Raw genomic sequence first — 24,585 nt, forward strand, 5'->3', positions numbered from 1 at the left:
TTATATAGACAGGATGTTGCATAACAATTGGGTATAAGAACACGTAGGGAGACGATTATGGGCGAAAAAACAAAGGTTCCCTTTATTTCTGATACGGTAGAAATCGATGGTATTTTTTACGTTGAGCATCGCACCAGCGAGACTGTAGACAGAAGGAAAAAACAGAGTAGACGTGTTTTTTATGAAAGACGCTCTCAGCCAGATCCAAGAACACAGAATATCAAGCATATAGATGAGGAGGTCTAACGACCTCCTCTTTTTTTGTTATTAATAAATGGTTACTTAGTAATGATCTCTGGCCCCATTAATGTGGTCGGAAGCCAAGTGGAAACCCAAGGTACGTAAGTAACAATTATCAAGAATAGGAACATAACCGCAACCCAAGGCAGTGCTGCTTTCACCACACCCATCATCGACATTTTCGCCACCCCTGCGGTGACAAACAGGTTGAGTCCAACTGGCGGAGTTATCATCCCTATTTCCATGTTCACGACCATCATAATGCCAAGGTGAATCGGGTCGATACCCAGTGCAATGGCGATAGGGAAAACTAACGGCGCCACGATGATCAACAAGCCAGATGGCTCCATAAACTGACCACCAATAAGCAGTAGGACATTCACCACAATCAGGAAGGTAATTGGACCAAGGCCTGCCGAAAGCATTGATTCAGTGATCATTTGAGGAATACGTTCTTCTGTTAATACATGCTTAAGGATCAGAGCGTTAGCAATGATAAACAGAAGCATGATAGTCAGTTTTCCTGCTTCAAACAGAGTATGCTTGGTATCTTTATGCACAAAAGCTTGGAACACTTTAACTATCGCTGGCTTGGTGTTTTCCTTATCAGCAAACGGCCCCATATCTTTGTAGATAAAGTTAGCAATCAAAAATGAATACACTGCTGCGACCGCTGCGGCCTCTGTTGGTGTAAATACACCACCGTAGATTCCGCCAAGAATAATCACTACTAACAGCAAACCCCAACTCGCTTCACGAGCGGAATCGAAAACTTCCTTCCAACCTACAAATGGTTGCTTTGGCAATCCTTTTACTTTTGCAGCGATATAAATGGCGATCATTAGCATCAAGCCCGCAAGCAAGCCTGGGATAACGCCACCAAGGAACATACGGCCTACAGAAACGTCCGTTGCCGCAGCGTAGACCACCATTACAATGGATGGCGGGATTAAAATCCCTAAAGTACCAGCATTACAAATGACCCCTGCTGCAAACTCTTTGGTATAGCCATTTTTGATCATACCCGCGATAACAATACTACCAATCGCTACCACTGTTGCAGGCGATGAACCCGATAACGCTGCGAACATCATACACGCCACCACTGATGCCATGGCAAGACCACCGCGGAACCAACCGACCATAGCAATCGCAAAACGAATGATGCGCTTTGCTACACCACCTGTCGACATAAAGCTCGATGCCAGAATAAAAAATGGAATTGCAAGTAACGTGTAGTGGCCTGCAAAGGCGTTAAACAAGGTTTGCGCTACAGATGCTAACGATGCGTCCGAGTGCATTAGTAGGAACAAGATACTGGACAAACCCAGTGATACGGCAATAGGCACGCCAATTAGCATGAAGCCTACCACCATTAAGAAGAGTAATAGAATATCCATGCTTATTTATCCTTGTCTTTAACACTGTCAAACGCGTTGTCCTGCATTTCCGCTTTTAACGCTTCTAGATCTTCTTCAGCTTCATGACCTGCGATCAGTCGGTCCAACTTACCCGTCATTATCTGGTAAGCGGCTTGAGCAAATCTAAAGGTCAGTAATGCCATACCAATTGGCAGTGCCATATAAGGAATAAAGCGCGGCAGTTTTTCGTAACGTTCACCTTCATTTAGCCAGTCTGCTAAAAACTGTAAAACCTCAGGCATAGGAATATCGTCGGTTTCATACCAAGCTCGCTCGGTGGCAAAGGGGTACCAGTAGTTCCACGAACCGATTAGCAATAAGATAGAGAACACCAAACAAGCTAATACCGAGGCAATGGCAAACAGTTTGCGTTTATCCTCCGATACCATGTTGATGACAACATCCACACCGATATGAAAGTGCTTTTTAACACCATAGGACGCGCCGACAAGGACCATCCAGGCAAACATAAATACGGTAAGTTCAAGAGCCCAAAGGATATTGTCGTTAAATACATAACGAGAAATAACGTTAGCAAAAGTGAGCAAAGTCATCGCGCCAAGGAAGAAAGCAATCAACGTTTCTTCAAAAGCATCGGTCACTTTACCAATACGAGAAATAAGAGACTGTTCCATGTGATACATCGCTTTTGTAATAGTAGGGACAGAGGGTTAGGCCCCACTTCCCGTAGGGCCCTTAACAATGAATTTCGAGGTTATTGTTGGTTTGATGCTTGAGCGGCTTCGATCAAGTCCGCACCAATGTCTTTCTCAAACTTTTTCCAAACAGGTTGCAGAGCTTGAACCCACTGTTGACGTTGCTCTGGTGTCAAAGTACGCACGACACCACCCGCTTCAACAATATTGTTTTTATTGGCTAGGTTCACTTTGCTCGACTCTGAGTTACGAGTCTCAGTCACTTCTTTTAGGATCTGTGCGAACTGCTCTCGAGTATCATCCGGCATACCATCCCAGAACTCCTTTGAAGTCACTACAAGATAGTCAAGAATACCGTGGTTGGTTTCTGTCACACCGTCTTGAACTTCAAAGAACTTCTTGCCGTAGATATTTGACCACGTGTTTTCTTGACCATCGATAACCTTCGTTTGCAGGCCGCCATACACTTCTTTGAATGACATTTTCTGAGGGTTTGCACCTAACTGTTCAAACTGAGCAACTAACACGTCAGAAGCTTGAACACGGAATTTCAGGCCTTTCGCATCACCAGGAACAAGAAGTGGCTTATTCGCCGACATTTGTTTCATGCCGTTATGCCAAAATGCCAGACCTTGCAGACCACGACGATTCATCGCGTTCTTCAGTTTTTCACCCGACTCTGAGTTTTGGAAACGATCAACGGCTTCTACGTTTTCAAATAGGAAAGGTAGGTCGAAGATGCGGTACTTCTTGGTGAATTTCTCGAATTTAGAAAGTGAAGGAGCGGCAAGTTGAACATCGCCGTTTAAAAGGGCTTCGAGAACTTTATTGTCATCGTAAAGAGTAGAGTTAGGAAACACCTGCATACACGCTTTACCGTTCATTTCTGTATTTACACGCTCTTCTAACAATGACGCGGCAATACCTTTAGGGTGTTTGTCGGTGTTGGTTACGTGACTAAACTTAATCACAATCTCACCTGGATCACACGCCGCAGAGGCATTAAAACTTGCTAGAGCAATAGCAGAAACAGACAGTAGGGATAGAGGCTTTAACATTATTATTCTCCTTTGGATTAATGCAGTCCCTTCAATGGGTACTGATAATCTTGTTAGAGCAATAACGATGCCAATCAAAAAAAAGCTATAATTACAACGAGTTATAAAAGATTTCTATTTTCAAGTGTAGAACCAGCCTTTGAAATGGGTGGAAAGTGACACATTTATAAAATGAAAAAGGGTAGAAACAAGCCCATTTCTACCCATGGTAACTTCCGCTTTTCTAACGGGAAAAGCAGTTACTAGATAGCCGCTTTAACCGCTTTCGCTAATTTGTGAGCAGCTTTCTTCGGATCAGCTTCTGGATCGTTAAAAAAGTTGGAAACTACATCCGTAATCGCGCCCAGTACATAACTCGTTGTCGCCATATTTTGCGACATACTTGGTACTAAACCACCATTTTCAATGCTTTGCTCAAATGTTTTTCTAGAATCCAGAGCGCACTTGTCAAAACCATGCATATCCATATCGGTTCGAACCGGGAAAGATCCTTTGTTTAAGTTGAACACTTCTTGGAACTGCTTATCCATGATGGTTCTGGCGAGTGCTTTCTGAGCGTTCACTTCGGCTTCGTCTTTGATATCAAAGAAGGCAAAACTATCAACATTCTGGATGAACTGCCCTTTAGTACCCGGCGCGGGAACGCATAGGTAATCTTTACCCGGAATTTTTCCTGCGGCGGTAAATTCACCCTTTGCCCAGTCTCCCATGATCTGCATAGCAGCCTGCCCATTAAGAACTCGGTTGGTTGCCACGTTCCACTCTCGACCTTGGACGTCCTCATCCATGTATTCGCGCATTCGGCCGAACGTCTCAAATACCTTCGCCATTTTGTCGCTCGACAAAGTGTCCATATCTAGATTAACAAACGCTTGTCTAAAATCTTCAGGTCCTAGTACCGCAAGGGCAATGGTTTCAAACAGTGTTGTGTCTTGCCAAGGGCCTGAGCCATTAGCAAGAGGTGTGAAGCCCGCAGCTTTGATTTTTTCCGCAGCAGCAAAGAATTGTTCTAAAGTTTCTGGAACCGAATCCACTCCCGATTTTTCTAACACTTGTGGATTGACCCAGAGCCAGTTAACTCGGTGGATATTGACTGGAACAGCAACATATTTGCCATCGTACTTCATGCCTGCCGCTACAACAGGTGGCAATACTTCATCCCAACCATCAGCTTTGGCAACATCATCAAGATTGGTCAGAAAACCTAAACCTCCCCACTCTTGAATATCCTCACCTTTGATCTGGGCAGCTGACGGAGGATTACCCGAGACCGCTCGGGTTTTCAGCACTGTCATAGCGCTTTCACCACCGCCACCAGCAATGGCAAAGTCCTTCCAGGTGTAACCTCGCTGCTCCAATTTCTGTTTTAGGATTTGAACCGATTTAGCTTCACCGCCAGATGTCCACCAGTGCAACACCTCAACTTCACTCGCTTGCAGAAAAGTAGGAAAGATTGTGGAAGTAAGCAGTAACGCTAGTAGTGATTTACGCATATTCATTGCCGTTATCTGTGCATCGATATCACTAAAGTGATATCGAGTTATTGGAATCAGTGACTTTAACGCTCTGTCTGAGGTTAATTCAATAGCTAGCCTGCCTAGGCCTCTAGGTTGGGCGGAATAAACACTTGTACTTCTAGCCCACCAAAATCTGCGTTACGAATGATCAAATCGCCGCCAAGGCCGTGCAAGATACTGCGACAGATCCCCAAGCCTAAACCATGCCCCTCTTTATCCGTTGCAATGCGAACATATGGCTCGAACACCTCTTCGATGCGAGCTTCTGGAATGCCAGGACCTTTATCCAAAATGGTAATGATGATCCATTTGGGATTCTCTTCAATGCTGACAAATGCTCGATTGCCATATTTAACCGCATTATCGATTAGGTTAGTCAGCACTCGTTTAATGGCTAGTGGCTTAACAACTACTGGCTCCATCGGAAGCGCGGTGAAACTAACCAGCGTATGCACTTGGTTATGTGTCTCTGAAACACTGCGAATCATCTCATTGAGGTCAATGTAGGCATTGTTTTCATGTAAATCGGTATCACGTACACACTGCAGCGCGCCTTTCACCATCATTTCAAGGTCATCCAGATCTTGGTTAAACTTGTCTCGCCTGACATCATCATCTAGAAGTTCTGCTCTCAACCTCAAACGTGTAATAGGCGTTTTCAAATCGTGAGAGATAGAAGAAAACAGGTGTTCACGGTCAGATACATACTGGCGAATACGTGTCTGCATACGGTTAAACGCACGTGTTGCCGTCACGAGTTCAGAAGCACCAGCTTCTCTTAATGGTGGCTGATCGATGTCCATACTCATTTCATTCGCAGCTTTCGCCAATCTTCTCAAAGGCTTAACTTGAGCACGAACCAAAAGGAAAGTCAGGATCAGCAACAAGGTTGTGGAAGTAAATAAGAACACCATTTGATCTTGAGTCAGCATGGTATCTTCGAGCTGAATATATGGTGAAGGCAATAAAGCCGCGATATAGATCCACTCATCTTGATTAAGCTTCAATTGCACCACCAGAATTGGTGGGTCTAGTGGACCTAGCGTTAACGTATGGTGAGCCCAAGATTTAGGCAGGTCCTTAATAAAAATATCGTTTTTAAGCAGTCGTAAGTTCTCTGCTTTCGAGAAGTTCACCTTTACAGCTTCTATGGTCGGTAGCTTCTCTTCCAGCACTTTGGTCACCGAATCCATAGACGCCAGTTTAAGTGGGGTGTCTGGAATGGGGTCAACGATGAGTTCTTCTTTATTGAATGAAACGAAGAAACGAGTACCACCCATATTACGTATCTGGTCGAGAACAATATGGCGATATTTAATAGGGAGTTTTTGGAAAAAGGTCACCGTTGAAGCGAACATGGTCGCCATACTAGCAGAGGTATCACGAATACCTGATAGCTCATCTTGCTTAGTTTTTTGGTACCAAATTGCCGTGAGTACACCTTGAGAGCACACGACTGCCAACAAAGTCAGCAGCAGTGTTCTCGCGACTAAAGAGTTAGGGCTAAAACGCTTTAGCCAATGAGTTCTAGACATGTGTTATTGGCCATATTCCACTGGAACAGACAGAATATACCCATTACCACGCATGGTTTTAATATAGTGAGGGAAGTTTTTACTGGTGCCTAATCTATTTCGAATTCGGCTTAACTGAACGTCAATGCCACGTTCGTAAGGAAGGGCTTCACGGCCACGAGTCGCAAACGAAATAGTATCGCGATCAAGAATTTCATTCGGGCGCGACAGAAACAGCATTAGCAACGCAAAGTCACTACCGGATAAATCATGCGTACGGCCATTCACCTTATTGGTCATACGATGAGCAATGGTATCCAAATGCCAGTCGCCAAAATCGATCGTTCTTGGTGGCGTTTCTTCTGCCTTATCGCCATTGAGATGGGTCCGGCGCAACAGTGCTTTAATTCGAGCCATCAATTGACGCGGACTAAATGGTTTCGCAATGTAATCGTCAGCACCGATTTCTAAACCAATAATTTGATCGGTTTCATCAGATACTGCGGTTAGCATAATAATGGGTACTTGCGAGTCTCGCCGTACACGCTGACATAGAGTAAAACCATCGTCTCCCGGTAGCATGACGTCGAGCAGAATAAGATCCGGGTAGCCTTTAGCCTTAATAAACAGCTCCATTTCTACCCCATCTTCAGCAGTAGAAACTTGAAAGCCAGATTTCGTCAAATACTCATCGAGTAAGAGACGGATCTCTTCATCGTCATCTACAACCAAAATGTGCGTCTTAGCCTGCATTTTATTTCCTTAAGTCTGCACTTACTCCCTATAGTGTAAGGCTTTAGCGGAAATTTTATTATTGATTCGTTTATAAAATTTGCAGCTCGAATTTGCGCAAGGTCACAAAAATGACATGATGATACTTTTTAGCCATAAAGGGTTAACAAATTCATTCATCTTTATGATGAGCAACTGATTTCCATACGTTTACCCCATTCAGGTGGAAGCTTGGCAAATTCTTCATGTTCTGCTTGTTCCTCGTAAGGGAATTTGAGTAAGTCCGCCAACTGATGAACCAGTGAAAAATCGCCTTTCTCAGCAAGTTCTATGGCCTGTTGGGCTAAATAATTTCTGAGAATGTACTTTGGATTCGCTAAACGCATTTTTCGGCAGCGCTCGGCTTCAGAATCATTTTCTAACATACAACGTAGCAGGTAGCTTTCTACCCACGCTTGCGCTTTAGCACGATCGATAAACAGGTCAACAACAGGGGCAATGCCGGTACTATCGATATTCGATAGTGCCCTGAAAAATCGGGTGTAATCCACTTTTTCACTTTCCATAAGGTCAAAGCTTCGATTAAAGAAATCTCCATCTTCACTCTGCTTGGTCGACAACCCAAACTTGTCGCGCATTTGGCAACTGTACTCTGTCTGCAAGATTGGCGTAAAGGTTTCCAATCCATGATCTAAGTCTTTTCTATCTATAAGTGGAGACAAAGCATGAGCTAACGCGGTGAGATTCCACATCGCTATGGAAGGTTGATTGTCGAACGCATAACGACCTTGGTAGTCGGAATGATTACAGATATAACCCGGTTCGTAGTCATCCATAAATCCAAACGGGCCATAGTCAAATGTCTGACCCAATATCGACATGTTATCTGTGTTCATCACCCCATGAGCAAACCCTTTGGCTTGCCAGTGAGCAATCATTTCTGCAGTTAATCGAACAACTTCAGCGAAGAACGCAACATAGGGCTTGTCAGCGTCCAAACAATCAGGGAAATGCCACTCAATTACTTTATCCGCTAGTAGGCGAAGCTGCTCATGCTGACCGGTATAAAAGAAATGTTCAAAATGACCAAAGCGAATATGTGTGTCGGCAGCACGAACCAATAACGCTCCCTGCTCCACTTGCTCTCGATACACAGGCGTATCGCTTACCATCATTGCCAATGCTCTAGTGGTAGGAATACCTAACCCTGCCATGGCTTCGCTGCACAAATACTCTCGAATTGTCGAGCGTAGAACCGCCCGACCATCTCCCATTCGCGAATACGGTGTTTGACCCGCACCCTTGAGATGAAGGTCGAAAGTCTGCCCTGACTTTCCTACGACTTCACCTAGCAACAAACCACGGCCGTCACCTAAATCAGGATTATAGATACCAAACTGGTGACCCGCGTATTTCATTGCGAGTGGCTTGATGTGCTCACTCGATACACTGCCCGAAAGAACATCAAGCAAGGCTTGTTCGCCTTCAACCATCTCTGGAAATCCCAGTTCACCTGCCAGTTCTTGATTCCATGCAACCCAACGAGGATTGTTGAGAGGCGTCGGTTCAACTTGGGTATAAAAGCTATTCGGCAGAGCTAAAAAACGATGAGAAAAGGATAGTGAATCCAGCGAAAACATAGGCGGCTCTATACAAGTCTTAATAACAATTACTTAGAGTATAGCGAGTCGCAGTGGATAGAAAACAAACGAAAAGTGTGGGTATTAACGAAAAGTAAGGATATTAGAAAAAAGAGAGCTTTATAACGGGGAGAAAAAACGATTTACGTTGCCTAGAGGAACGCCCATCTACTAAACAAAGCGTCTGAGTTTGGGCTGTCCCCTAAGAAGTCTAAGTTATTAGAGCATAGCCAGAATGGCTACCACTGTACCGAGAGAGAACAGGCAAGTGCGACTAATAACGCCGAGGTTGGAAGGTTGAATCATTTCTTGATGCATAGGCAAAGTCTCCTTTTTGTTACACTACCATTACAACTTAGGCCTAAATAGCTGTTTTTGCAACGCTGTTCGCAAAAATCTTTGAAATAGAGCCAAAAAATCACCAGAAAACGGTCAAAACAACGATGGTGCAACCAAGAAAAGTTGCAAAGCAGATTGGGATAACAAGGTGCTTGTCTCTATCCAGTGAAATAAAGCCTGGCGGCTGATTGATGACAACGGTCACCAATAGGATATTGTACAGTGCGATCAAAACTCCAATAAGAAAAACATCAAAATATACTAAGCTCGTTGCCAAATAGACGTAAAAACCAATTAATACATAATCTATAACCACTAACCAAGCTAAGCACTTTCGCATGTTCAGCACAGAGTGAATGAGTTCAGTCATAACGGTTCATCACTTCAAATGATGTAACTGGCTGATTATACTCTGCTTGTTGCAGCGCTTTACGGTGCGATTCTCGTAAAACTGTGTCGAGTTCTTTTTCTGCCAATGGCGAAGGTCTGGTCCCTTTTTCTAGAGCAAAGGCTTTGTAAACCTTATTCAGTTGCGCCAAAGTTTCAGCGGTTAAAATGTACAACTCGATACGGCGATTAATACCGGATTTGGCGTTATTAAAGGCAATTGGTGCCGTATCACTCATCCCCGTTACTTGAAAAATATGACGCTCTTGAAGACCGCCCTTATCCAAATAGTACCGAGCGCTATTAGCACGATTGCTTGAAAGCTCCCAGTTAGTCATTCGACTTCCTTTATAACGACTTGCATCCGTGTGTCCGGTGATAATCATTTTGTTTTCGATTTTTTCTAGTAATCCGGCTAGGTTTAGCAATAAGTCTTGATAGAAAGGCGTTACCTTGGCCCCTCCTCGAAAAAACATCGGGCCTTTATCAGAGTCTGCGATGACTAGTTTCACGCCTTGAGGTGTTACGAACACACTGACGCTACCTAGGGCATCAATTCCGGATAACTCTTGTTTGACTCGCTGCGCCAAAACTTCCAGTTCTTGTTGGCTATTAAACTCACCCTCAAGTACAGAAGTGTCATTAATGCGATGCAGCTCCGCGTCGTAATGAGAGGTTGCTACATGAGGTAATGGCAGTGGGTTAATTGAGTTGCCACCACTTTCGTTCGTACCTAAGTGCATGATGGGATCATTGCCATAGGCAAAGTAATTCAACAATTTCTTCTGGTCATCCACATCGACGACTTGCAGTATCCACAACACGAGGAAAAGACACATTAGCGAAATCATCAAATCTGCCATGGCAACTTTCCATCCGCCGTGTTGCAGCTCGCCGCGCTTACGGCGCCCTTTTTTATTGATGATGACATTTGGCTGTTCCATCATTCGCTCCTTAGCCCTATGAAGGCTGCTGTCTGAGCACTTCGACTGCTTTTTCTAGCTCAACAAATGACGGCTTATAACGAGTTTCGATGTTTTTGCGTCCAGCATTAGCACACATGTGCGCCGATTGACCTTGAGCGTAAGCAGACAGGATTGATTTCACACACAGTAGTGGCGCTAACTGATTCTCAGAAACATCTTTGATACTGCTAGACATTGGCCCAAGTACACAATAACAACCAAAAACCCCAGTAAATGTTCCCACCAGAGCGCCAGCGATATTCTGACCAATCTCGCTGATCTCACCGTCAAGGCCTTGCATCGTCAGAATGATCCCCATTACTGCAGCTAAAATACCAAGCCCCGGCATAGCCTCAGCAGTAGCGTGTAGTTTCTCGGAAGGCTTGGTGTATTCATCCTCGAGATGCTCGATCTCTTCTTCTAGAAATGCTTCCAATACGTGTTGCGATTGTTTACCAGTGATCACTTGTCGAAATGAATCAATAATGAATTGAGTCGTAAGAGCGTCACTCGTGATCTTTGGATACTTACTGAAAATTTTACTTGAATCAGGATTCTCAACATGAATATCTAACGCTTTGATATTCTGAACTCGTGCAGTATTGATTAGCTCAAACATTAACGATAGTAACTGTTGATAATAGTCCTTGTTATAAGGCGTAGAACGAAAAGCGATGCCAACTTGCTGAGCCATCAATTTCATCGTTGCAGACGTAGTAGACATTAATAGACTGGCAAATGCCGCCCCAAAAATGATTATGATTTCCGACAGCTTGAAAATAAATTCAAACTTCCCACCAAGAAAAATGAAGCCGCCAAAAATAACGCTCAGCACGATAACAATACCGATTAGTTTTTGCATACATCACTCTCCTTCATTCTACTCTTGAGAATGTCTAAACCTCGGTGTTTTAATCGATGCACTTTGATTTCGTTGATATCGAGGACCAGTGCCGTCTCTTTGGTGCTTAGACTTTTCACGTAAACCAAGTAAAGAATGCGCTGCTCCATCTCAGGAAGCGTATTCAACACTTGTTTCACCTCATTAAAAAGCACTTCTCTGTCTGTCTCCGGAACGGCTGTCACCACCGTTTCCAGCTCAATATCATCAAACACATCCACTAACGTCATCGCTTGTTGATAATCATTACTTTCAATGCCTAAGTAATGACAAATCTCATTAGTTGTTGGCTGTCTTGCCAACTGCTGTACTAATTGTCTTTCAGCGAGCTTGATTCGATTCACCAATTGGCGTTTATCTCGCTCCATATAGTCGCGACGTCTGAGTTCATCGACTAATTCGCCTCGAATTCGTACCGCTACCGCCCGTCGAAAATCATCATTAGCAACATGGTCAAACTTCCTAAGCTCGATGACCAAAGTCATCATGGCCGTTTGCCGTAAATCCTCAAACGTTCCTTCATCAACTGCGTAGCGATATTGATAAAGCAGTCCGTTAATCAACTTGATGTTTTGTTGCAGCACCAATTTTTCTAACTCCTGCAACGTCGCTTGGTCGTTAGTTTGGGTGTGCTGGTATTTGGGCTGCATCAACATAGTAACGACCTATTGAAATACCGCTTTGGTGACAAGTACATCGCCAACTTGCAAGCTCGGTAGTTCATCTAAGTCATCTTTGAGATCATCCTGAATCACATAGATAAACTGTTTGTTGTAGAAATAAGAGGCCTCTTTGACACTGAATTTTTTGATGATGCGGTTCTTAATTCGGCTTAATTGCTCATACACGTATGCGCCATTTTTCTGTGGGGTAAACATCGAAACATCAAGCAAAAGCAAGCTTTGTCGATTGCCCAGGTTAATAGGCACCAGTACATTTTCTAGCTGAATTTCAACCTGCTGCATTTTAGCTGGCTCTGGTTCTTTTGGTGAAAGCCAAGCAGTCAAGGACTCCATATTCAGCGTATTACTTTGGTACAACCAGAAACCTGTGACCGAAAGCGCGAGAGTAACGATGAACGTAACGATAATTTTAGTCATCTCTAAGCCCTCGCAATGTATGCACGATATTCCAAAACATCGCCGTTATCTTGAGAAGGAAGATCATTCGCTTGCGGGCTGACCTCTTGCTCTGAATGATCGCGCTGCTCTTGAGATTGAAACTGCTGTGAGTTCGATTGTTCCAAAGAGATATTTACCTCAGACAGCTCACTATTTTGTGCGACGAGCTCCGCCCTCAAACGCTCTGACGTTGCTAAAATTGCCTCTCGCGTGGCAGCAGATGTAGCGCTCATTTGTATCGTGACCCGCTCTCCATCAACTCTTACGTGCATCTCCACTTTTCCAAGCTCAGGCGGATCAAAGCGTATTCGAGCCGCTTGATTCATGGTGTCCAATTGAAGTTGTATTTTATCTCTCAACACTTGATAAATTTGTCTTTGACTATCTACATCAAGCGCTTTACTTACCTCAATGGTCGGTACTAATCGACTTGCTGTCGTTTCATTGGCTAGATACGGCGCTTCGATGGATTGATGGGTGATTGATCCAAGCGGTAATTGCGTACTAAGCTTTAAGCTAGCTGGTGTCCAAGGGTTCATAGAGCTAGCCTTAGACGCAATGCTAGGCAACGACGACTCTAAGTTGGGCAAAATGGGGTTAGTCTGAGGAGTGTCCTTTGGTAGCCATCTGTCCTTAACATCCAATATCACGGCACTCAGTACCTGTGGAGAAAAAGAGGTATCGTTTGAATTCACTAACTCTTCAACATTTTCGTACTCGTCAGCTTCAAAAGAAAAACGATAGGGCTGCGATGACGCTGCTAGCACTTGGATAGAAACAGCGATTGAGCGTGCAACTTCATTTAGTCCAAACGGTACCTGTTCTGCTGGCAGAGGCAAGCTAGCATTTGGTATCTGCGCTGGCTTTTCAAGCATCAACAGACTCACTGGTTCCAAAGGCATCTCATTGAGTGGATTCTTGGCGCTCTCACTCACGCTGCGAACATCGATCTCAGAGACTACGACGCCTTGTTCAATAGGTAAGGACTGCTGCACCTGATTAAGCACTGAGAATAGTGTTTGAAATGATTGAGCGAGAGGCGTCATTCGGGTTTCCCCAAGCTCAGAAGACAATGAACTGAGAGCAGTAGAGGTCGAATTGCTCTTCACCGTAGCATCCACCGCCGACAGCAAATCAAAAACCAATCCATTGGTCGCCCAACTATTTGAAGCCATATTCCCTTGCAGTTCCATCACTGTTCTCCTGCTCTCACTTGTGTCTGGGCATATGCTTTATCTCGCTCGCGCAGACTTGAATTGTCACTAAGCTGTTGTTTAAGTATGACTTGTTCATGCTCTACTAATGCTCTGCATTGGTTGTGAACACTTTTCAACCGCACAACCAGAGGCAGATAGCACGGATGTGATTGCTCTATGGTTAGCAGCACCTGTTTGAGCAAACGATTTAGCTTTTCTATCTCAGAAAATTGTTTGTTGTTGACTGCTTGTTCCAACTTGAGAACAAGGCGTTCTACCTGTTCAGGACTGGGCTTCATCAAGCCACTCCATTGCTCCTTCCCATCCCTCTTTGAGATCCGTCATCACTTCAATAAGCTTGTCGATCAGCTCAGTATTCATCTCCTTCGATGCTTCAAATACAGTCGCAATGCCATGCTCATAGAGTGCATGTATGTTCTGAATCAAAGCTTCACCTGTCGACAAATCGAGAGAAGCATCTAGCCCAACTAAGATATCAATGGATTTTTGAGAAGCTTTGGATTTGAGCTCAAGATCCTTATGCTCTATCGCGTATTTAACGCTTTCTAACTCCTGAATCAGACGCTCATGTAGCATACATATCAACTCAAAGCTCGATGAGACCGATGCGTTAGCAGCGACTTGAACATTGGCATAGTTAGCTTGTTGCTGTTTTCCTAATAGCATGGCGGTTTCTCCTTAAACCGTGAAAAGTCCGGAAACGGAATCTAATTGGCTACTTAGTGAGTTCAATTGAGTAAACTGGGCAAGGTAGCGGTTATAGTAGGTTTCATAACGCATATCTAAAGCGGATAGGGCGTCGTTGATACGACTTTTTTCATCGTTCAAGGTATCAATTCGGCGATTGAGCGAGCCGTTTGAGAAGTCGATATAGCTCTCTAACTGCGCTTCAAACGCCTCAAACACACCGCCCGTACCTGTAAATAGTGTTTCAAAATCGATGTTAGAAGCCGCACTTTCAAACGTACCCGAGTCCAAATTCAATTTGCCGTCGCGATCAATTTCCAACCCCAACTCAAATAGTCGAGCCCCACCATAGTCAGCCCTAATAACATTGGATAACTGATTTTTAATATTGCGTATTGTGCTGTCGGAAGCGAGCACGCCCCGTGCTTCATCTTCGTTTCCTGATTGAGTCAAGTTGGTGATTTCGCTGACGGCGTTATTGTAGGCATCTACAAACTCTTGCAGCGATGCTACGGTGGCTGATATATCATCGCCTATATTGATACTAGTCGCGGTATCACCGCTGGTGTTGGCTTTGAGAACCGTGAGGTCTACACCATCTGTTAAGTCTTCGAAAGTATTGCTAGAACTAGTCAGCTGCGTACCAAATTCATTGCCGAGAGCAATAATGGCATCTTGACCAGCTTGTAACGGAGCCGCACTTGCCGCTGCAACAGTAGTTTCCCAACCACTTGCCGCATCAGCAGATAAGGTGAAACTGGCATCAGCCCCTTCATTGTTGGAACCAAACAGTACTTTCATCGCCCCTTGCGACTTCACCAACGTTGCTTGCATTGAACCGTCAAACTGGCCATTGAAGTAAGTGACAAATTCACTGTAGGTGACATCACCACTAATGTCGGTATCAGCATCCATGATGTTGATATTCGTCGTGACCCCACCTTGAGTCACCGAAAAACTTCCAGCCGTAGCCATAACATCGTTCGGATCGGTAGAATTAGCATCAAATACGACTTGATGATTAGAAGCCATCTGCTTAACGAAGACATCAAGATTGACGTCTTCAGCCCCTGGACTGGTCGTTAGTGAAAAGTAGTCTTCACTAGAGGTTGATGTTGATGTTTGAGTAAGACTAGAGCCCGTTTTAGTAAACTCGTAGATTTTGTCTTCGAGAGATTGTAATGCCGTCTTAACTTTAGTTATGGCTGATGTTTGAGATGTTATCGTCGACAACTTTTGGTTGTAACGTAATTGAAATGGTTGTAAATCCAAGTTGGCGAAATTGCTGGCGAGCTGAACCGCGTCGACATTCATGATTCTTCCCTCATCTAACCACAAAGGAGGTACAGCTCTACCCTCCTTGGATTGCTATTACTAATGTTATCCTAATAAGCTCATTGCTAACTGAGGTACCATTTTCGATGCACTTAGCATTGATGCTCCTGATTGCATTAACATTTGTGACTTGCTCATCATCCCTGACTCGGAGGCAAAATCTGTATCCATAATACGCCCACGTGATGTATCGATATTTTCTGTAATATTACCCAAGTTAGTAATGGTATGGTCCAAACGGTTTATGTTCGCACCAAATTTAGAACGAGCGGCCCCAAGCTCATCTACCAACTGACTAACCTGCGTGATTGCTGCAGATGCAGTCAAATCCGTTGTAATATCCATTCCACCTGACGGATTGAGAGCTTCAACAGCTGCTAAGTTAGCTGTACCTGCAGTGTTGTACGCGTTTCCTGCTGTACCAGCTATCGCCGTTATGTGAGTATCCAAACTACCAGTAACGTCCGACATTAATTGAGCCAAATCGGTGATCGCATTTGCATTACCCGCTGAAGCTTGTGCTGTAAGGTCAGCATAATCTGTGTAAGGGCCGCCCGCCGCTGCGGTCCACCCAGACGTGTCACCATCCGTTAATGCGGAGTTTCCCGCCGCTCCTCCTGATTCTGCCCAACGATTTGCCTCTGCCTCAAAATCTACTTTTGATTGAGCAATTGCAGCTCTATCATCAGCTGTTGCTCCACTACCAGATATGCTAGCAAACACACTCGTTAACTCACTTGAAACATCAACGCTTAAAATATCGGTCGCTGTACTACCAATCTGAAAAGCAACAGCTCCTTGGCCAAACGAACCACTGACCGTGTCCAAAAGCTTATTCCCACCGAAATTTGTAGTGGAAAAAATGTTGTTTAGTTCGCTGGTGAGTTCCTGAAATTCTGCATCCATTGCTGCTCTGTCATTGACCGTATAAGTTCCATTTGCTGCTTGGGTAGCAAGGTCACTCATTCGATAGGCGATGTTAGTCATCTCATCCATCGCGCCCTCTGCAGTTTGCATCATTGAGATAGCATCTTGCGAATTTCGCATCGCCACATTCAAACCTCTGCTTTGTAAGTTCAATCTGTTTGCGATTTGAAGCCCTGCGGCATCATCTGCTGCCGAGTTAATACGAAACCCTGTTGACAACCTTTCCATCGATTTTGTCAAAGCGTTATTAGTCGACTGCAACGTATTTTGCGTGACTAGGTTCGCGTAGTTAGTGTGTACTGATATAGCCATCTGATGATCCCCATCTGTGTTTGCTGTTCAGTAACTGCTAACGACAGTGGAAAAATTCCATTTCATTTTTTTCGAAAAAATCACTAAACCTTAAAATTGCAAGACTCAAAAATGAGAAGTGCGTGAAAAATATCCTAGTATTTTAATCAACAATAACCACAAAAATGGCTGTTATGGGAAACGTATTTAAGGCAGTGGCATCAAGGTTAACGATTCCAATCGTACTACTCATGATCCTCGCGATGGTTATTCTGCCGTTGCCACCGATCCTGCTCGATGCGTTTTTTACCTTTAATATCATGCTAGCTATTGTGGTACTGCTGGTCAGTAGTACCGTCACTCGAGTTCTCGACTTTTCTATTTTTCCATCCCTGCTTCTGGTCGCGACATTGCTTCGTTTAACGCTGAATGTGGCATCAACTCGCATCGTTTTGCTTGAGGGTCATAACGGTGGCGATGCCGCTGGTAAAGTCATTCAGTCGTTTGGTGAAGTCGTTATTGGTGGTAGCTACGTTGTTGGTATTGTGGTGTTTGTGATTCTGATGATCATTAACTTTGTGGTGATCACCAAAGGTGGCGAGCGGATCTCAGAAGTATCTGCACGATTTACTCTTGATGCGCTACCAGGGAAACAGATGGCAATCGATGCCGACCTCAATGCAGGTGCCATAGACCAAAACGAAGCCAAAGTTCGACGCTTAGAAGTCGGTGAAGAAGCGGAGTTTTACGGCGCAATGGACGGGGCGAGTAAGTTCGTTCGAGGCGATGCTATTGCCGGACTATTGATCCTGTTCATCAATTTGATCGGTGGCGTGCTGATCGGGATTTTTGAACATGGACTTTCTGCAGAAGAGGCGTTTCAAACCTACGCTTTACTGACTATAGGTGATGGCCTCGTCGCCCAGATCCCATCACTATTACTCGCGACTTCCGCTGCCATTATCGTGACGCGTATTAGTGACAATGATAATGACATGGCACAAACCGTAAAGAGGCAGTTACTCGCCTCGCCAAACAACCTTTATATGGCAGCGGGCGTAATGTTCGTAATAGGTAGCGTGCCGAATATGCCTCATCTGGCTTTTTATACTTTCACTGTCCTACTGGCATTTGTCGGTTGGCGCCAGTCAAAGTTTCAGGCTACCCCTGAACAGGTTGAATCTGATGTAGGCTCTTTACCTCGCACCAATCATGAAAGCACAATTGATTGGAGCATCATTCCCAATGTCGATGTGATAGCACTCTCTCTGGGATTTAAATTGGTGCCTCTTGCCAATAACAAGAAAGGAGGCAATCTGATCAAGAGTATTCGCGGCAGCCGAAAAACACTTAGCGAACAAATTGGCTTTGTGATTCCAGAAGTGATTATCACCGATAATCTCGCGCTCAAACCCTCAGAATACGCAATTAGCATTGATGGTGATGAAATAGAACGTGGTGAAGTCTATGCCGATAAGTCCATGGCAGTGGGCAACCGAATTGATCATCCAGACTTAGATGGCATCGTGGGTGTCGACCCTGCTTATCAGCTTCCAGCTCTATGGATTAATCAAGCAGACAAAACCAAAGCCATTAACCTCGGATTTCAAGTCATTGAGGTGTATGACGTAATTGCGACTCACGTCAGTAAAGTATGCAGTGAACATCTCGATAATATCTTTAATTATGATGATGTTAAGGCAATCAATCATCGACTCGCTATTCACCACCCTGAACTGGCAGAAAACCTCGCCAACATCATTTCACCGAACCTGCAAATGCAAGTGATTCGTCAGTTACTTGCTCAGCAAGTGCCAATCATTAATGTACGAACCATAGCGAATACCATTATCGAAAGTATCGATACCGTCAAAGATCCAATCTTGCTGTCATCAAATATTCGTGTGGCGTTAAAACGTACCATAGTAAATTTGGTATCACCCAACAGCAAAACCATTAACGCCTTTATTATCGGTTCTGCGTTGGAAAATGAGCTTAAGGGCGCGATTTCTCTTAGCCAACAGAGCGATCCTAATATTCCGTTAGATGCCATCCCTGTCGAGCCCTCTGTCTTACAGAAGTTTCAAAATCGTATGCCTACCATAGTACAAACCATGCAAAGCCAAAATCTGCCACCCGTTATCGTTGTTCCACCAACCACACGACCTATGGTGGCCAAATTAGCTAAGGCTTTTGCCAAAGAGCTTATAGTGCTTAGCTACAATGAAATTCCGAATGAGTATGGGTTAAACGTACTTGGCGATGTTGAGTAGAGTCAAAAAACCGAGTTACGTTAATAACTCGGCATCAATCAGCTCTTTTTTTGGGGGTGGAGACGTTTATTGAGGAATAACAACTTGCCCTGAAACAATCGGAAAAGTACCCGTCTTTGGCTTACTATCCATTCGGATAGTCGTTGGAGTACCTGAGACTTCATAAGTGACATCGTAGCCGACCACTTTGGTAGACGTAGTGTATTTTGTTGTGCAGCGTCTTTCTGTTGTACTTATGGTGTCATTCTTCTGAGCATTTTCTTGGATTTTTCTTCCTGTCATAGCACCCGCTACAGTGCCGACTGCCGTTGCGACGGTTTTTCCTGAACCTCCACCAACTTGATTACCTAGTGCAGCACCTGCGGCCGCCCCACCTAGCGTCCCTAAGAGCTTATTCTCATCTCTAACTTCAGCCTGTCTAGTCACCACTACATCATTACACTCTTGATGCGGTGTTTTTATTGCCTTGGTCACCGCTTCTACAAAAGTTATTTTGGCTTCCGTTGGAGCTTCTTGCTCTTTTTGACAACCAGACATTGCCAACATCGTGATTACTACCAGCGCCACTGCTTTCTTGTTCATGGAATTCTCCTAGTTATTGTTGCTACGGCTGCATGATAAGGAGAAAAGAACCGTGTATTTCAGCGGTGAATGAATTCTATGTCATTGTCTGGTAAAGAGTCAGAGCACTATTAGCGCAGCGTCAAACTGTGATGGTAAACCTGTATTTTTAATGTCCCTAGGGTATGATGCTCGCGTCCTAATCGTTGTTTGATGGCCATGTTTTCTCGTTGTTTTACCGTTACACTAGCTCTGTCCCTATCAGTCATTATGCTGGTAGTGAGTTTTGTTGCGATCAGTAACGAGTCAAACGAAGTCTTTTCCCATTCTCTCTCAACGCTCGATAGCCACACCAACTCAGTTGTCTCTAACAAAGCACTATCAAACAAAGTGGAAATGGCTAATCCACATCAATGCTGTGCGTCATTTTGTTTGCTTAAAGTTCCTTGTGGACAATCATTGGTCGTACTTAACTCGGGCACCACGTCGCTCGCCTTAATGTCAATTGATGACATAGGCAAAGCAATTGGCAGAGTTCAAACCCTTTTCCGCCCTCCTATCGCATAACTCCGTTTCCCCAGCATTTAACGCGAGATTTCGCACCCTATTTATTTTTTCGGAGTTATCCCTATGAAGGCATTGTTTACCCTTTTTTCTGCGCTACTACTCAGCGTATCGGCTCATGCGGCTAAATTTGAGCAAGGTACTCACTACAAAGTATTGGATGTTGAAAAGTCAGCCACACCCAAAGTAACCGAGTTCTTTTCATTTTATTGTCCGCACTGCTACAAATTCGAATCTGTAGTAGAAAACCTCAAGCCTGCGCTAGCTGATGGCGTTAAATTTGAGAAAGTGCACGTTGCGTTTATGGGCAATGATATGGCAGTACCAATGGCAAAATCGTACGCCACCATGGTTGCTTTAAAGGTAGAAGATAAGATGGTTCCTGCGATGTTTAATCAGATCCACGAAATAGGCAAAAGACCAGTTGACGAGCAAGAGCTCAAACAAATCTTTGTCAGCAATGGTATTGATGGCAAAGCCTTTGACTCGGCGTACAACAGTTTTGTCGTCAACTCAATGCAGAAGAAATTTGATAAGCAGTTTGATGCGAGCACATTAACTGGCGTACCTGGTGTATTAGTTAACAACAAATACATCGTTCAGCCGACAGGTATTAAAAGTTATAAGGAGTACAACGAATTAGTGAATTACCTGCTCACGCTGTAGTGGCTTTAGTTCTGCTCAGACAAGCATAAGAAAAACCTAGAGCTTCACCTTCGCTCTAGGTTTTTTCGTTAATACACTCTCACTTGATTTTTCTTGATCACTACACCTCGCAACAGTTTCCCCGACTGCTGATTTTGAACCGATACCGTGTCGCCGACTAAACCACTTTCAAGAGCCGTTCCCAACGTCTCTAGCCGTATCGTCTCTGACTGGTAAACCACATCAACGGCCTGACCTTTCTCCACATCGTAATCAAGATACAAACGTGATGTGGTCAGAAGCTCGCCCTTTTTCACCGAGCGCTTCAGTTTACTTCCCACAACTTCACTGGGTTTAAAAAATACCTTTTTATCGGAGTAGAGTTTAATTGGCTTTATTGCGATGTCGGAGGGAGATAAGCGCTGGCCTTTTCGCAAAGCTTTATCGGCTGTCACAGCCCAGATAGTGAGGCTGGCTGACGAAGTTGCAGATAAACTCCACCTCTGAACTTCACATCGTAATGTCCACTTCTGCTTTCCCAGTTTAATCTCACTACGATGATGAATTGCTACTGGTTTTGAGCAAGGCTCGAGTTGATGAATAGCTTTTGAAAAACGAATACTGACATCGAGTTGATACTGTTGCGGGTAACGGTAGCGAACTGTCTGCTCTATCAGCGAATGAATACGAGTGGAAAGGTGTTGCTCGAGCTCAGAACTCGAAGCAACTGCGGCTTGCATATTAGTTATGCAGCCGTACGCGATAAGCAATATGAGTAATAATCCGGTCTTAGACATTAATCCTTAACTTATGTTTTCCAAGCGCTTCCTCCATCGCTTGGTGCTGCATCAGCATGATATTACCTTGGCGCTCCAGCTTGGTCTTACATTGTCCAATTGATTGTTCAATCTGCTTATCCAAAGCTTGAACTCGTTGCAGCACCCCACCTTGTAGTTTTGCCTGTATCACTTTGGTGTATTGCCTGTCCTGACAACCCAGCCGCTTTGCCATTGCGTAGCGCTTTAGGTCGGCTTCAGCCATTCGATGAGTTAGTGAAGTGATGGTTTGGTTAAGTGACTCTAAATTTTGATATTCGCGATTGAGTATCGCCGCGCGAATATCGTCTAGTCCAGAAGATAGCTGGCGAGAAAACTCCAAAATATGCTGACCATAGGTAATGTAGCCTATCAACGTGCTTTTATTGCCCATGGTCTAGTCTCGCTATAACTTTCGCTAGCTCATCCATATCAAACACCAATTCCCCCGAGGCTATTTGCGCTTTGATTTGTTCAACCTTGGCGCTATCAATTTCTTCAACTCCGTCAAAAAAACTCTTCGCATTTTCCAACAAGTCCACTTCATGTTGTGACAGATTGATTTGCTTCACTTTGACCTTTTGGTCTGGCTCAACCTTTTTGTTTTGAACCACATCAACCTGGGAATGCGGAACAATATGCTTCACATTATCGACCTTGATTTGACTCATATCCCGTTACTCACTTTGCTCACTTCTAATTAACTATAACGGCAATATTTCACGTCTGTTTCACCTTTTTCTCAGTAACTTGATAACGTTGTCTCGGCTAGGGCCACTAAAACCACGATGAATGGACTTCAACGATAGCTCTGGGTTATTTGCTAAATGCTGTTTAAAGCTGCCAAACTGCTCCAATTCAGGATGGGTACAAAAAGCAATGAGTTGATTTACTCGTACTTTTTTTGTTTTTAGTACTTTCGATAGCGCTAAATACAACTTATTGACTCGCTCAAGCAGTGCTTCGATGTGTTGTATCGCGCCCGATTCATTCACCAGTAAACGACCAATGGTGTCTAGCACTGGATAACAGGCTTGAGCTTGAACGGCTATCGGAGCACCTTCAGCGTAACGCCCACCCTGTCCGGAAACGAAAACTTGGCCGTCCCACGCACGCCAATGCTCATCTCGCATTCCAATCACAAACTCTTGTTGTTGATTAAGTCGTAACTGCAAATGGGCATACGCAAACATCATCTTAAACTGCTCTAACAAGACTTCACGGTCTTCTGTGCGCTCAAAGGCTAACGCCACCAGCCGATTATTGATGTAGAGCGACACCACCTCATCTCGCAAACGCTCTCGTTGGAAATCGAGCCCTGGTATCGTAAATTCAATGAGAGGATTATCGGTTTGAATAGGAGCAAAGCTAGAATCCACGACATAGTGACCAAACAAGCGCTTTTGACTCCAAAACAGTAACTTCTTCTTGATGGTATCGATTTGGTTAGCTTGATCTGGACTGTAATGCGCCAACTCAGCAATCTGTCTAAGTTTGATAAGCTCACTAGCGACAGTTCTTAGAACTTCTCCGGCCATCATTAAGCGGCTATACATCTTGTGTGAATCGGACACTTCTGCGATAAGCTTGGGGCGTTCTTGCAAGTTCAACTGCATCATTTGCTGGTGCAATAAGACTGATGAGGGTTGGCGCGTCGAAAGCTTTTCCGGACGTTTTATCTTGCCCGCACTCGCTGGATTGACCTGATTTTTCCTCTGTGTAATCCCGGTTAACTTCATCCTACCTCTCCCACTAAGTCAATCGTGGCTCGTTGGCAAAGTTGAGCTTAATTATCTCTTCAGACTGCATCTGCTTAACAATGTCGATTACTTCTTTTCGAGCCTGTTCTACCTGACTTACGGGCACAGCACCGATACGTACCAAATTTTCTTTTAGCTCGGTAGAAACCCGCTGTGGCATAGAGTTGATGATGTACAGGCGGCAATCTTTGTTTGTCCCTTTAAGGGCGTATGCCCATAACTCAAGACTGACTCTTTCATTAATGAGGTTGATAGTTTCAAGGTCTTGATTAAACAGAGTGAAGAAGTCAAACATTGCCTCTTCTACCAGCTCAGCAGCTTCTTCATCATGATCGTGAAGAAATTGGAATAAGTTGCTCTTATCGCCGGAATAGCGATTGATAAGGTTTGCCACCACCTTTGAGCCTTGTAGGCTTGCTGATCCGCCGCTGTGATAATTGATTTTGCAGCGATCGATAAGGTCCTTTAGCGTCTCCATTAACCCAGAGGTCAAAACCTGTGTTTTGGATATTTGCAGAATCAACTCGTGGCACTCTTGTTCATCGTATTCGTCCATGACTCTAGCGCTGTACTCAAGTGGCAAATGAGCAATCAGTAACGCCTGCAAATTAATGTGTTCTTTCTTGAGGTCGTTGACTAACAAATCAGGCGGAATCCAAGCCAGTTTTTCTGCGTGCGAACGAATCTCATCACCGTAGATTTCGGATACCAAATCTCGTGCTAAGTTACCGTTGAGCGTCTTCTCCAAGACATTGGTTATATATTGTCGTGTCCCACCTAGAATGCCTGAGTGCTTTCTAAAATCATCAAAAAAACCGGACAACGAAACCAGCGCATCTTTAGCCTTAATGTCTTTCATTTTACTCATCGCATGAGTAATCTGTTTGATCTCTTCATGGGTGAATCCTTTGAGAACCTCAGACCCAATATCTTCGCCCATACTCAATACCAACATGGCGACACCATCCACAGACTGATAAGTTTGTTTGTCATCCATACACGTCCCCTCTGATAATCCT

General features: G+C 44.3%; 27 protein-coding genes. 4 read left to right on the forward strand and 23 right to left on the reverse strand.

The genetic code is table 11. The annotated features are described in order from the left end of the window. Nucleotides 1-57: 57 nt before the first annotated feature. Nucleotides 58-246 carry a hypothetical protein gene (locus MMA19_RS23420; protein WP_006075546.1) on the forward strand — a complete coding sequence of 63 codons (189 nt, stop codon included), beginning with the start codon at nucleotides 58-60 and terminating at the stop codon, nucleotides 244-246. A gap of 32 nt (nucleotides 247-278) precedes the next feature. Here MMA19_RS23420 and MMA19_RS23425 read toward each other — a convergent pair whose 3' ends face one another. From MMA19_RS23425 to MMA19_RS23505, 17 genes are all read right to left on the reverse strand, one after another. Then, nucleotides 279-1,640, reverse strand: coding sequence for a TRAP transporter large permease (locus tag MMA19_RS23425; RefSeq protein WP_006075545.1), 1,362 nt, complete (start codon nucleotides 1,638-1,640; stop codon nucleotides 279-281). Between the two features lie 2 nt (nucleotides 1,641-1,642). Further along, nucleotides 1,643-2,296 (reverse strand): TRAP transporter small permease, encoded by a 654-nt coding sequence (locus MMA19_RS23430; RefSeq protein ID WP_006075544.1) that lies wholly within the window; start codon nucleotides 2,294-2,296, stop codon nucleotides 1,643-1,645. Between the two features lie 80 nt (nucleotides 2,297-2,376). Continuing rightward, complete coding sequence (locus tag MMA19_RS23435; protein WP_006075543.1) at nucleotides 2,377-3,375, reverse strand: TRAP transporter substrate-binding protein; 999 nt, start codon at nucleotides 3,373-3,375, stop codon at nucleotides 2,377-2,379. A 242-nt stretch (nucleotides 3,376-3,617) separates the two neighbouring features. Next, the gene (locus MMA19_RS23440) at nucleotides 3,618-4,874 is read right to left on the reverse strand and encodes an ABC transporter substrate-binding protein (protein ID WP_038223373.1); all 1,257 of its coding nucleotides are present in this window, start codon (nucleotides 4,872-4,874) and stop codon (nucleotides 3,618-3,620) included. A 98-nt stretch (nucleotides 4,875-4,972) separates the two neighbouring features. Beyond that, entirely contained in the window at nucleotides 4,973-6,427 is a 1,455-nt protein-coding gene (locus tag MMA19_RS23445) for an ATP-binding protein (protein ID WP_038229791.1), read from the reverse strand. A 3-nt stretch (nucleotides 6,428-6,430) separates the two neighbouring features. Then, nucleotides 6,431-7,159: a response regulator transcription factor gene (locus tag MMA19_RS23450; protein WP_006074338.1), complete on the reverse strand. Its 729-nt coding sequence runs from the start codon at nucleotides 7,157-7,159 to the stop codon at nucleotides 6,431-6,433. Between the two features lie 161 nt (nucleotides 7,160-7,320). Beyond that, nucleotides 7,321-8,778: a protein adenylyltransferase SelO gene (locus tag MMA19_RS23455; protein ID WP_240207399.1), complete on the reverse strand. Its 1,458-nt coding sequence runs from the start codon at nucleotides 8,776-8,778 to the stop codon at nucleotides 7,321-7,323. Nucleotides 8,779-9,196: 418 nt separating this feature from the next. Next, entirely contained in the window at nucleotides 9,197-9,487 is a 291-nt protein-coding gene (locus MMA19_RS23460; RefSeq protein ID WP_006074335.1) for a hypothetical protein, read from the reverse strand. Beyond that, complete coding sequence (locus tag MMA19_RS23465) at nucleotides 9,480-10,448, reverse strand: OmpA family protein (protein WP_240207400.1); 969 nt, start codon at nucleotides 10,446-10,448, stop codon at nucleotides 9,480-9,482. The genes MMA19_RS23460 and MMA19_RS23465 overlap by 8 nt, the downstream gene beginning before the upstream one ends. Nucleotides 10,449-10,464: 16 nt before the next feature. Then, complete coding sequence (gene motA, locus MMA19_RS23470) at nucleotides 10,465-11,331, reverse strand: flagellar motor stator protein MotA (protein ID WP_006074333.1); 867 nt, start codon at nucleotides 11,329-11,331, stop codon at nucleotides 10,465-10,467. After that, nucleotides 11,319-12,026: a sigma-70 family RNA polymerase sigma factor gene (locus MMA19_RS23475; RefSeq protein WP_006074332.1), complete on the reverse strand. Its 708-nt coding sequence runs from the start codon at nucleotides 12,024-12,026 to the stop codon at nucleotides 11,319-11,321. Before MMA19_RS23475 ends, motA begins: the two co-directional genes overlap by 13 nt. A gap of 9 nt (nucleotides 12,027-12,035) precedes the next feature. Continuing rightward, on the reverse strand, nucleotides 12,036-12,470 hold the full coding sequence (locus MMA19_RS23480; protein ID WP_124940757.1) for a flagellar biosynthesis sigma factor: 435 nt from the start codon (nucleotides 12,468-12,470) through the stop codon (nucleotides 12,036-12,038). 2 nt (nucleotides 12,471-12,472) lie between these two features. Next, nucleotides 12,473-13,684 carry a flagellar hook-length control protein FliK gene (locus tag MMA19_RS23485; RefSeq protein WP_240207401.1) on the reverse strand — a complete coding sequence of 404 codons (1,212 nt, stop codon included), beginning with the start codon at nucleotides 13,682-13,684 and terminating at the stop codon, nucleotides 12,473-12,475. Continuing rightward, entirely contained in the window at nucleotides 13,684-13,986 is a 303-nt protein-coding gene (locus MMA19_RS23490; RefSeq protein ID WP_240207402.1) for a hypothetical protein, read from the reverse strand. Before MMA19_RS23490 ends, MMA19_RS23485 begins: the two co-directional genes overlap by 1 nt. Further along, the gene (gene fliS / locus MMA19_RS23495; RefSeq protein ID WP_006074328.1) at nucleotides 13,970-14,374 is read right to left on the reverse strand and encodes a flagellar export chaperone FliS; all 405 of its coding nucleotides are present in this window, start codon (nucleotides 14,372-14,374) and stop codon (nucleotides 13,970-13,972) included. Before fliS ends, MMA19_RS23490 begins: the two co-directional genes overlap by 17 nt. Nucleotides 14,375-14,386: 12 nt before the next feature. Continuing rightward, the gene (gene fliD / locus MMA19_RS23500) at nucleotides 14,387-15,709 is read right to left on the reverse strand and encodes a flagellar filament capping protein FliD (RefSeq protein ID WP_240207403.1); all 1,323 of its coding nucleotides are present in this window, start codon (nucleotides 15,707-15,709) and stop codon (nucleotides 14,387-14,389) included. A gap of 66 nt (nucleotides 15,710-15,775) precedes the next feature. Beyond that, nucleotides 15,776-16,969 carry a flagellin gene (locus MMA19_RS23505; protein ID WP_062462733.1) on the reverse strand — a complete coding sequence of 398 codons (1,194 nt, stop codon included), beginning with the start codon at nucleotides 16,967-16,969 and terminating at the stop codon, nucleotides 15,776-15,778. A gap of 164 nt (nucleotides 16,970-17,133) precedes the next feature. Here MMA19_RS23505 and MMA19_RS23510 point away from each other — a divergent pair, with 164 nt between their 5' ends. Further along, entirely contained in the window at nucleotides 17,134-19,221 is a 2,088-nt protein-coding gene (locus MMA19_RS23510; protein WP_124940753.1) for a flagellar biosynthesis protein FlhA, read from the forward strand. Between the two features lie 66 nt (nucleotides 19,222-19,287). Here MMA19_RS23510 and MMA19_RS23515 read toward each other — a convergent pair whose 3' ends face one another. Then, on the reverse strand, nucleotides 19,288-19,803 hold the full coding sequence (locus tag MMA19_RS23515; RefSeq protein ID WP_124940752.1) for a glycine zipper 2TM domain-containing protein: 516 nt from the start codon (nucleotides 19,801-19,803) through the stop codon (nucleotides 19,288-19,290). A 192-nt stretch (nucleotides 19,804-19,995) separates the two neighbouring features. Here MMA19_RS23515 and MMA19_RS23520 point away from each other — a divergent pair, with 192 nt between their 5' ends. Then, nucleotides 19,996-20,349 (forward strand): hypothetical protein, encoded by a 354-nt coding sequence (locus tag MMA19_RS23520; protein WP_124940751.1) that lies wholly within the window; start codon nucleotides 19,996-19,998, stop codon nucleotides 20,347-20,349. A 63-nt stretch (nucleotides 20,350-20,412) separates the two neighbouring features. Continuing rightward, on the forward strand, nucleotides 20,413-21,012 hold the full coding sequence (locus MMA19_RS23525; RefSeq protein ID WP_124940750.1) for a thiol:disulfide interchange protein DsbA/DsbL: 600 nt from the start codon (nucleotides 20,413-20,415) through the stop codon (nucleotides 21,010-21,012). Nucleotides 21,013-21,080: 68 nt separating this feature from the next. Here MMA19_RS23525 and flgA read toward each other — a convergent pair whose 3' ends face one another. The 5 genes from flgA to MMA19_RS23550 are packed head-to-tail and all read right to left on the reverse strand — an operon-like array spanning nucleotide 21,081 to nucleotide 24,563. Beyond that, complete coding sequence (gene flgA, locus MMA19_RS23530; RefSeq protein WP_240207404.1) at nucleotides 21,081-21,788, reverse strand: flagellar basal body P-ring formation chaperone FlgA; 708 nt, start codon at nucleotides 21,786-21,788, stop codon at nucleotides 21,081-21,083. Further along, nucleotides 21,781-22,200 (reverse strand): hypothetical protein, encoded by a 420-nt coding sequence (locus tag MMA19_RS23535; RefSeq protein ID WP_236111570.1) that lies wholly within the window; start codon nucleotides 22,198-22,200, stop codon nucleotides 21,781-21,783. The genes flgA and MMA19_RS23535 overlap by 8 nt, the downstream gene beginning before the upstream one ends. Beyond that, nucleotides 22,190-22,477, reverse strand: coding sequence for a flagellar biosynthesis anti-sigma factor FlgM (locus MMA19_RS23540; RefSeq protein WP_240207405.1), 288 nt, complete (start codon nucleotides 22,475-22,477; stop codon nucleotides 22,190-22,192). The genes MMA19_RS23535 and MMA19_RS23540 overlap by 11 nt, the downstream gene beginning before the upstream one ends. 60 nt (nucleotides 22,478-22,537) lie before the next feature. Continuing rightward, nucleotides 22,538-23,545 carry a hypothetical protein gene (locus MMA19_RS23545; protein ID WP_240207406.1) on the reverse strand — a complete coding sequence of 336 codons (1,008 nt, stop codon included), beginning with the start codon at nucleotides 23,543-23,545 and terminating at the stop codon, nucleotides 22,538-22,540. 13 nt (nucleotides 23,546-23,558) lie between these two features. Continuing rightward, nucleotides 23,559-24,563 carry a FliG C-terminal domain-containing protein gene (locus MMA19_RS23550; RefSeq protein WP_006074317.1) on the reverse strand — a complete coding sequence of 335 codons (1,005 nt, stop codon included), beginning with the start codon at nucleotides 24,561-24,563 and terminating at the stop codon, nucleotides 23,559-23,561. Nucleotides 24,564-24,585: the final 22 nt, after the last annotated feature.

The sequence above is a fragment of the Vibrio sp. CyArs1 genome, from assembly GCF_022432925.1.
Classification (GTDB): Bacteria; Pseudomonadota; Gammaproteobacteria; order Enterobacterales; family Vibrionaceae; genus Vibrio; species Vibrio mediterranei.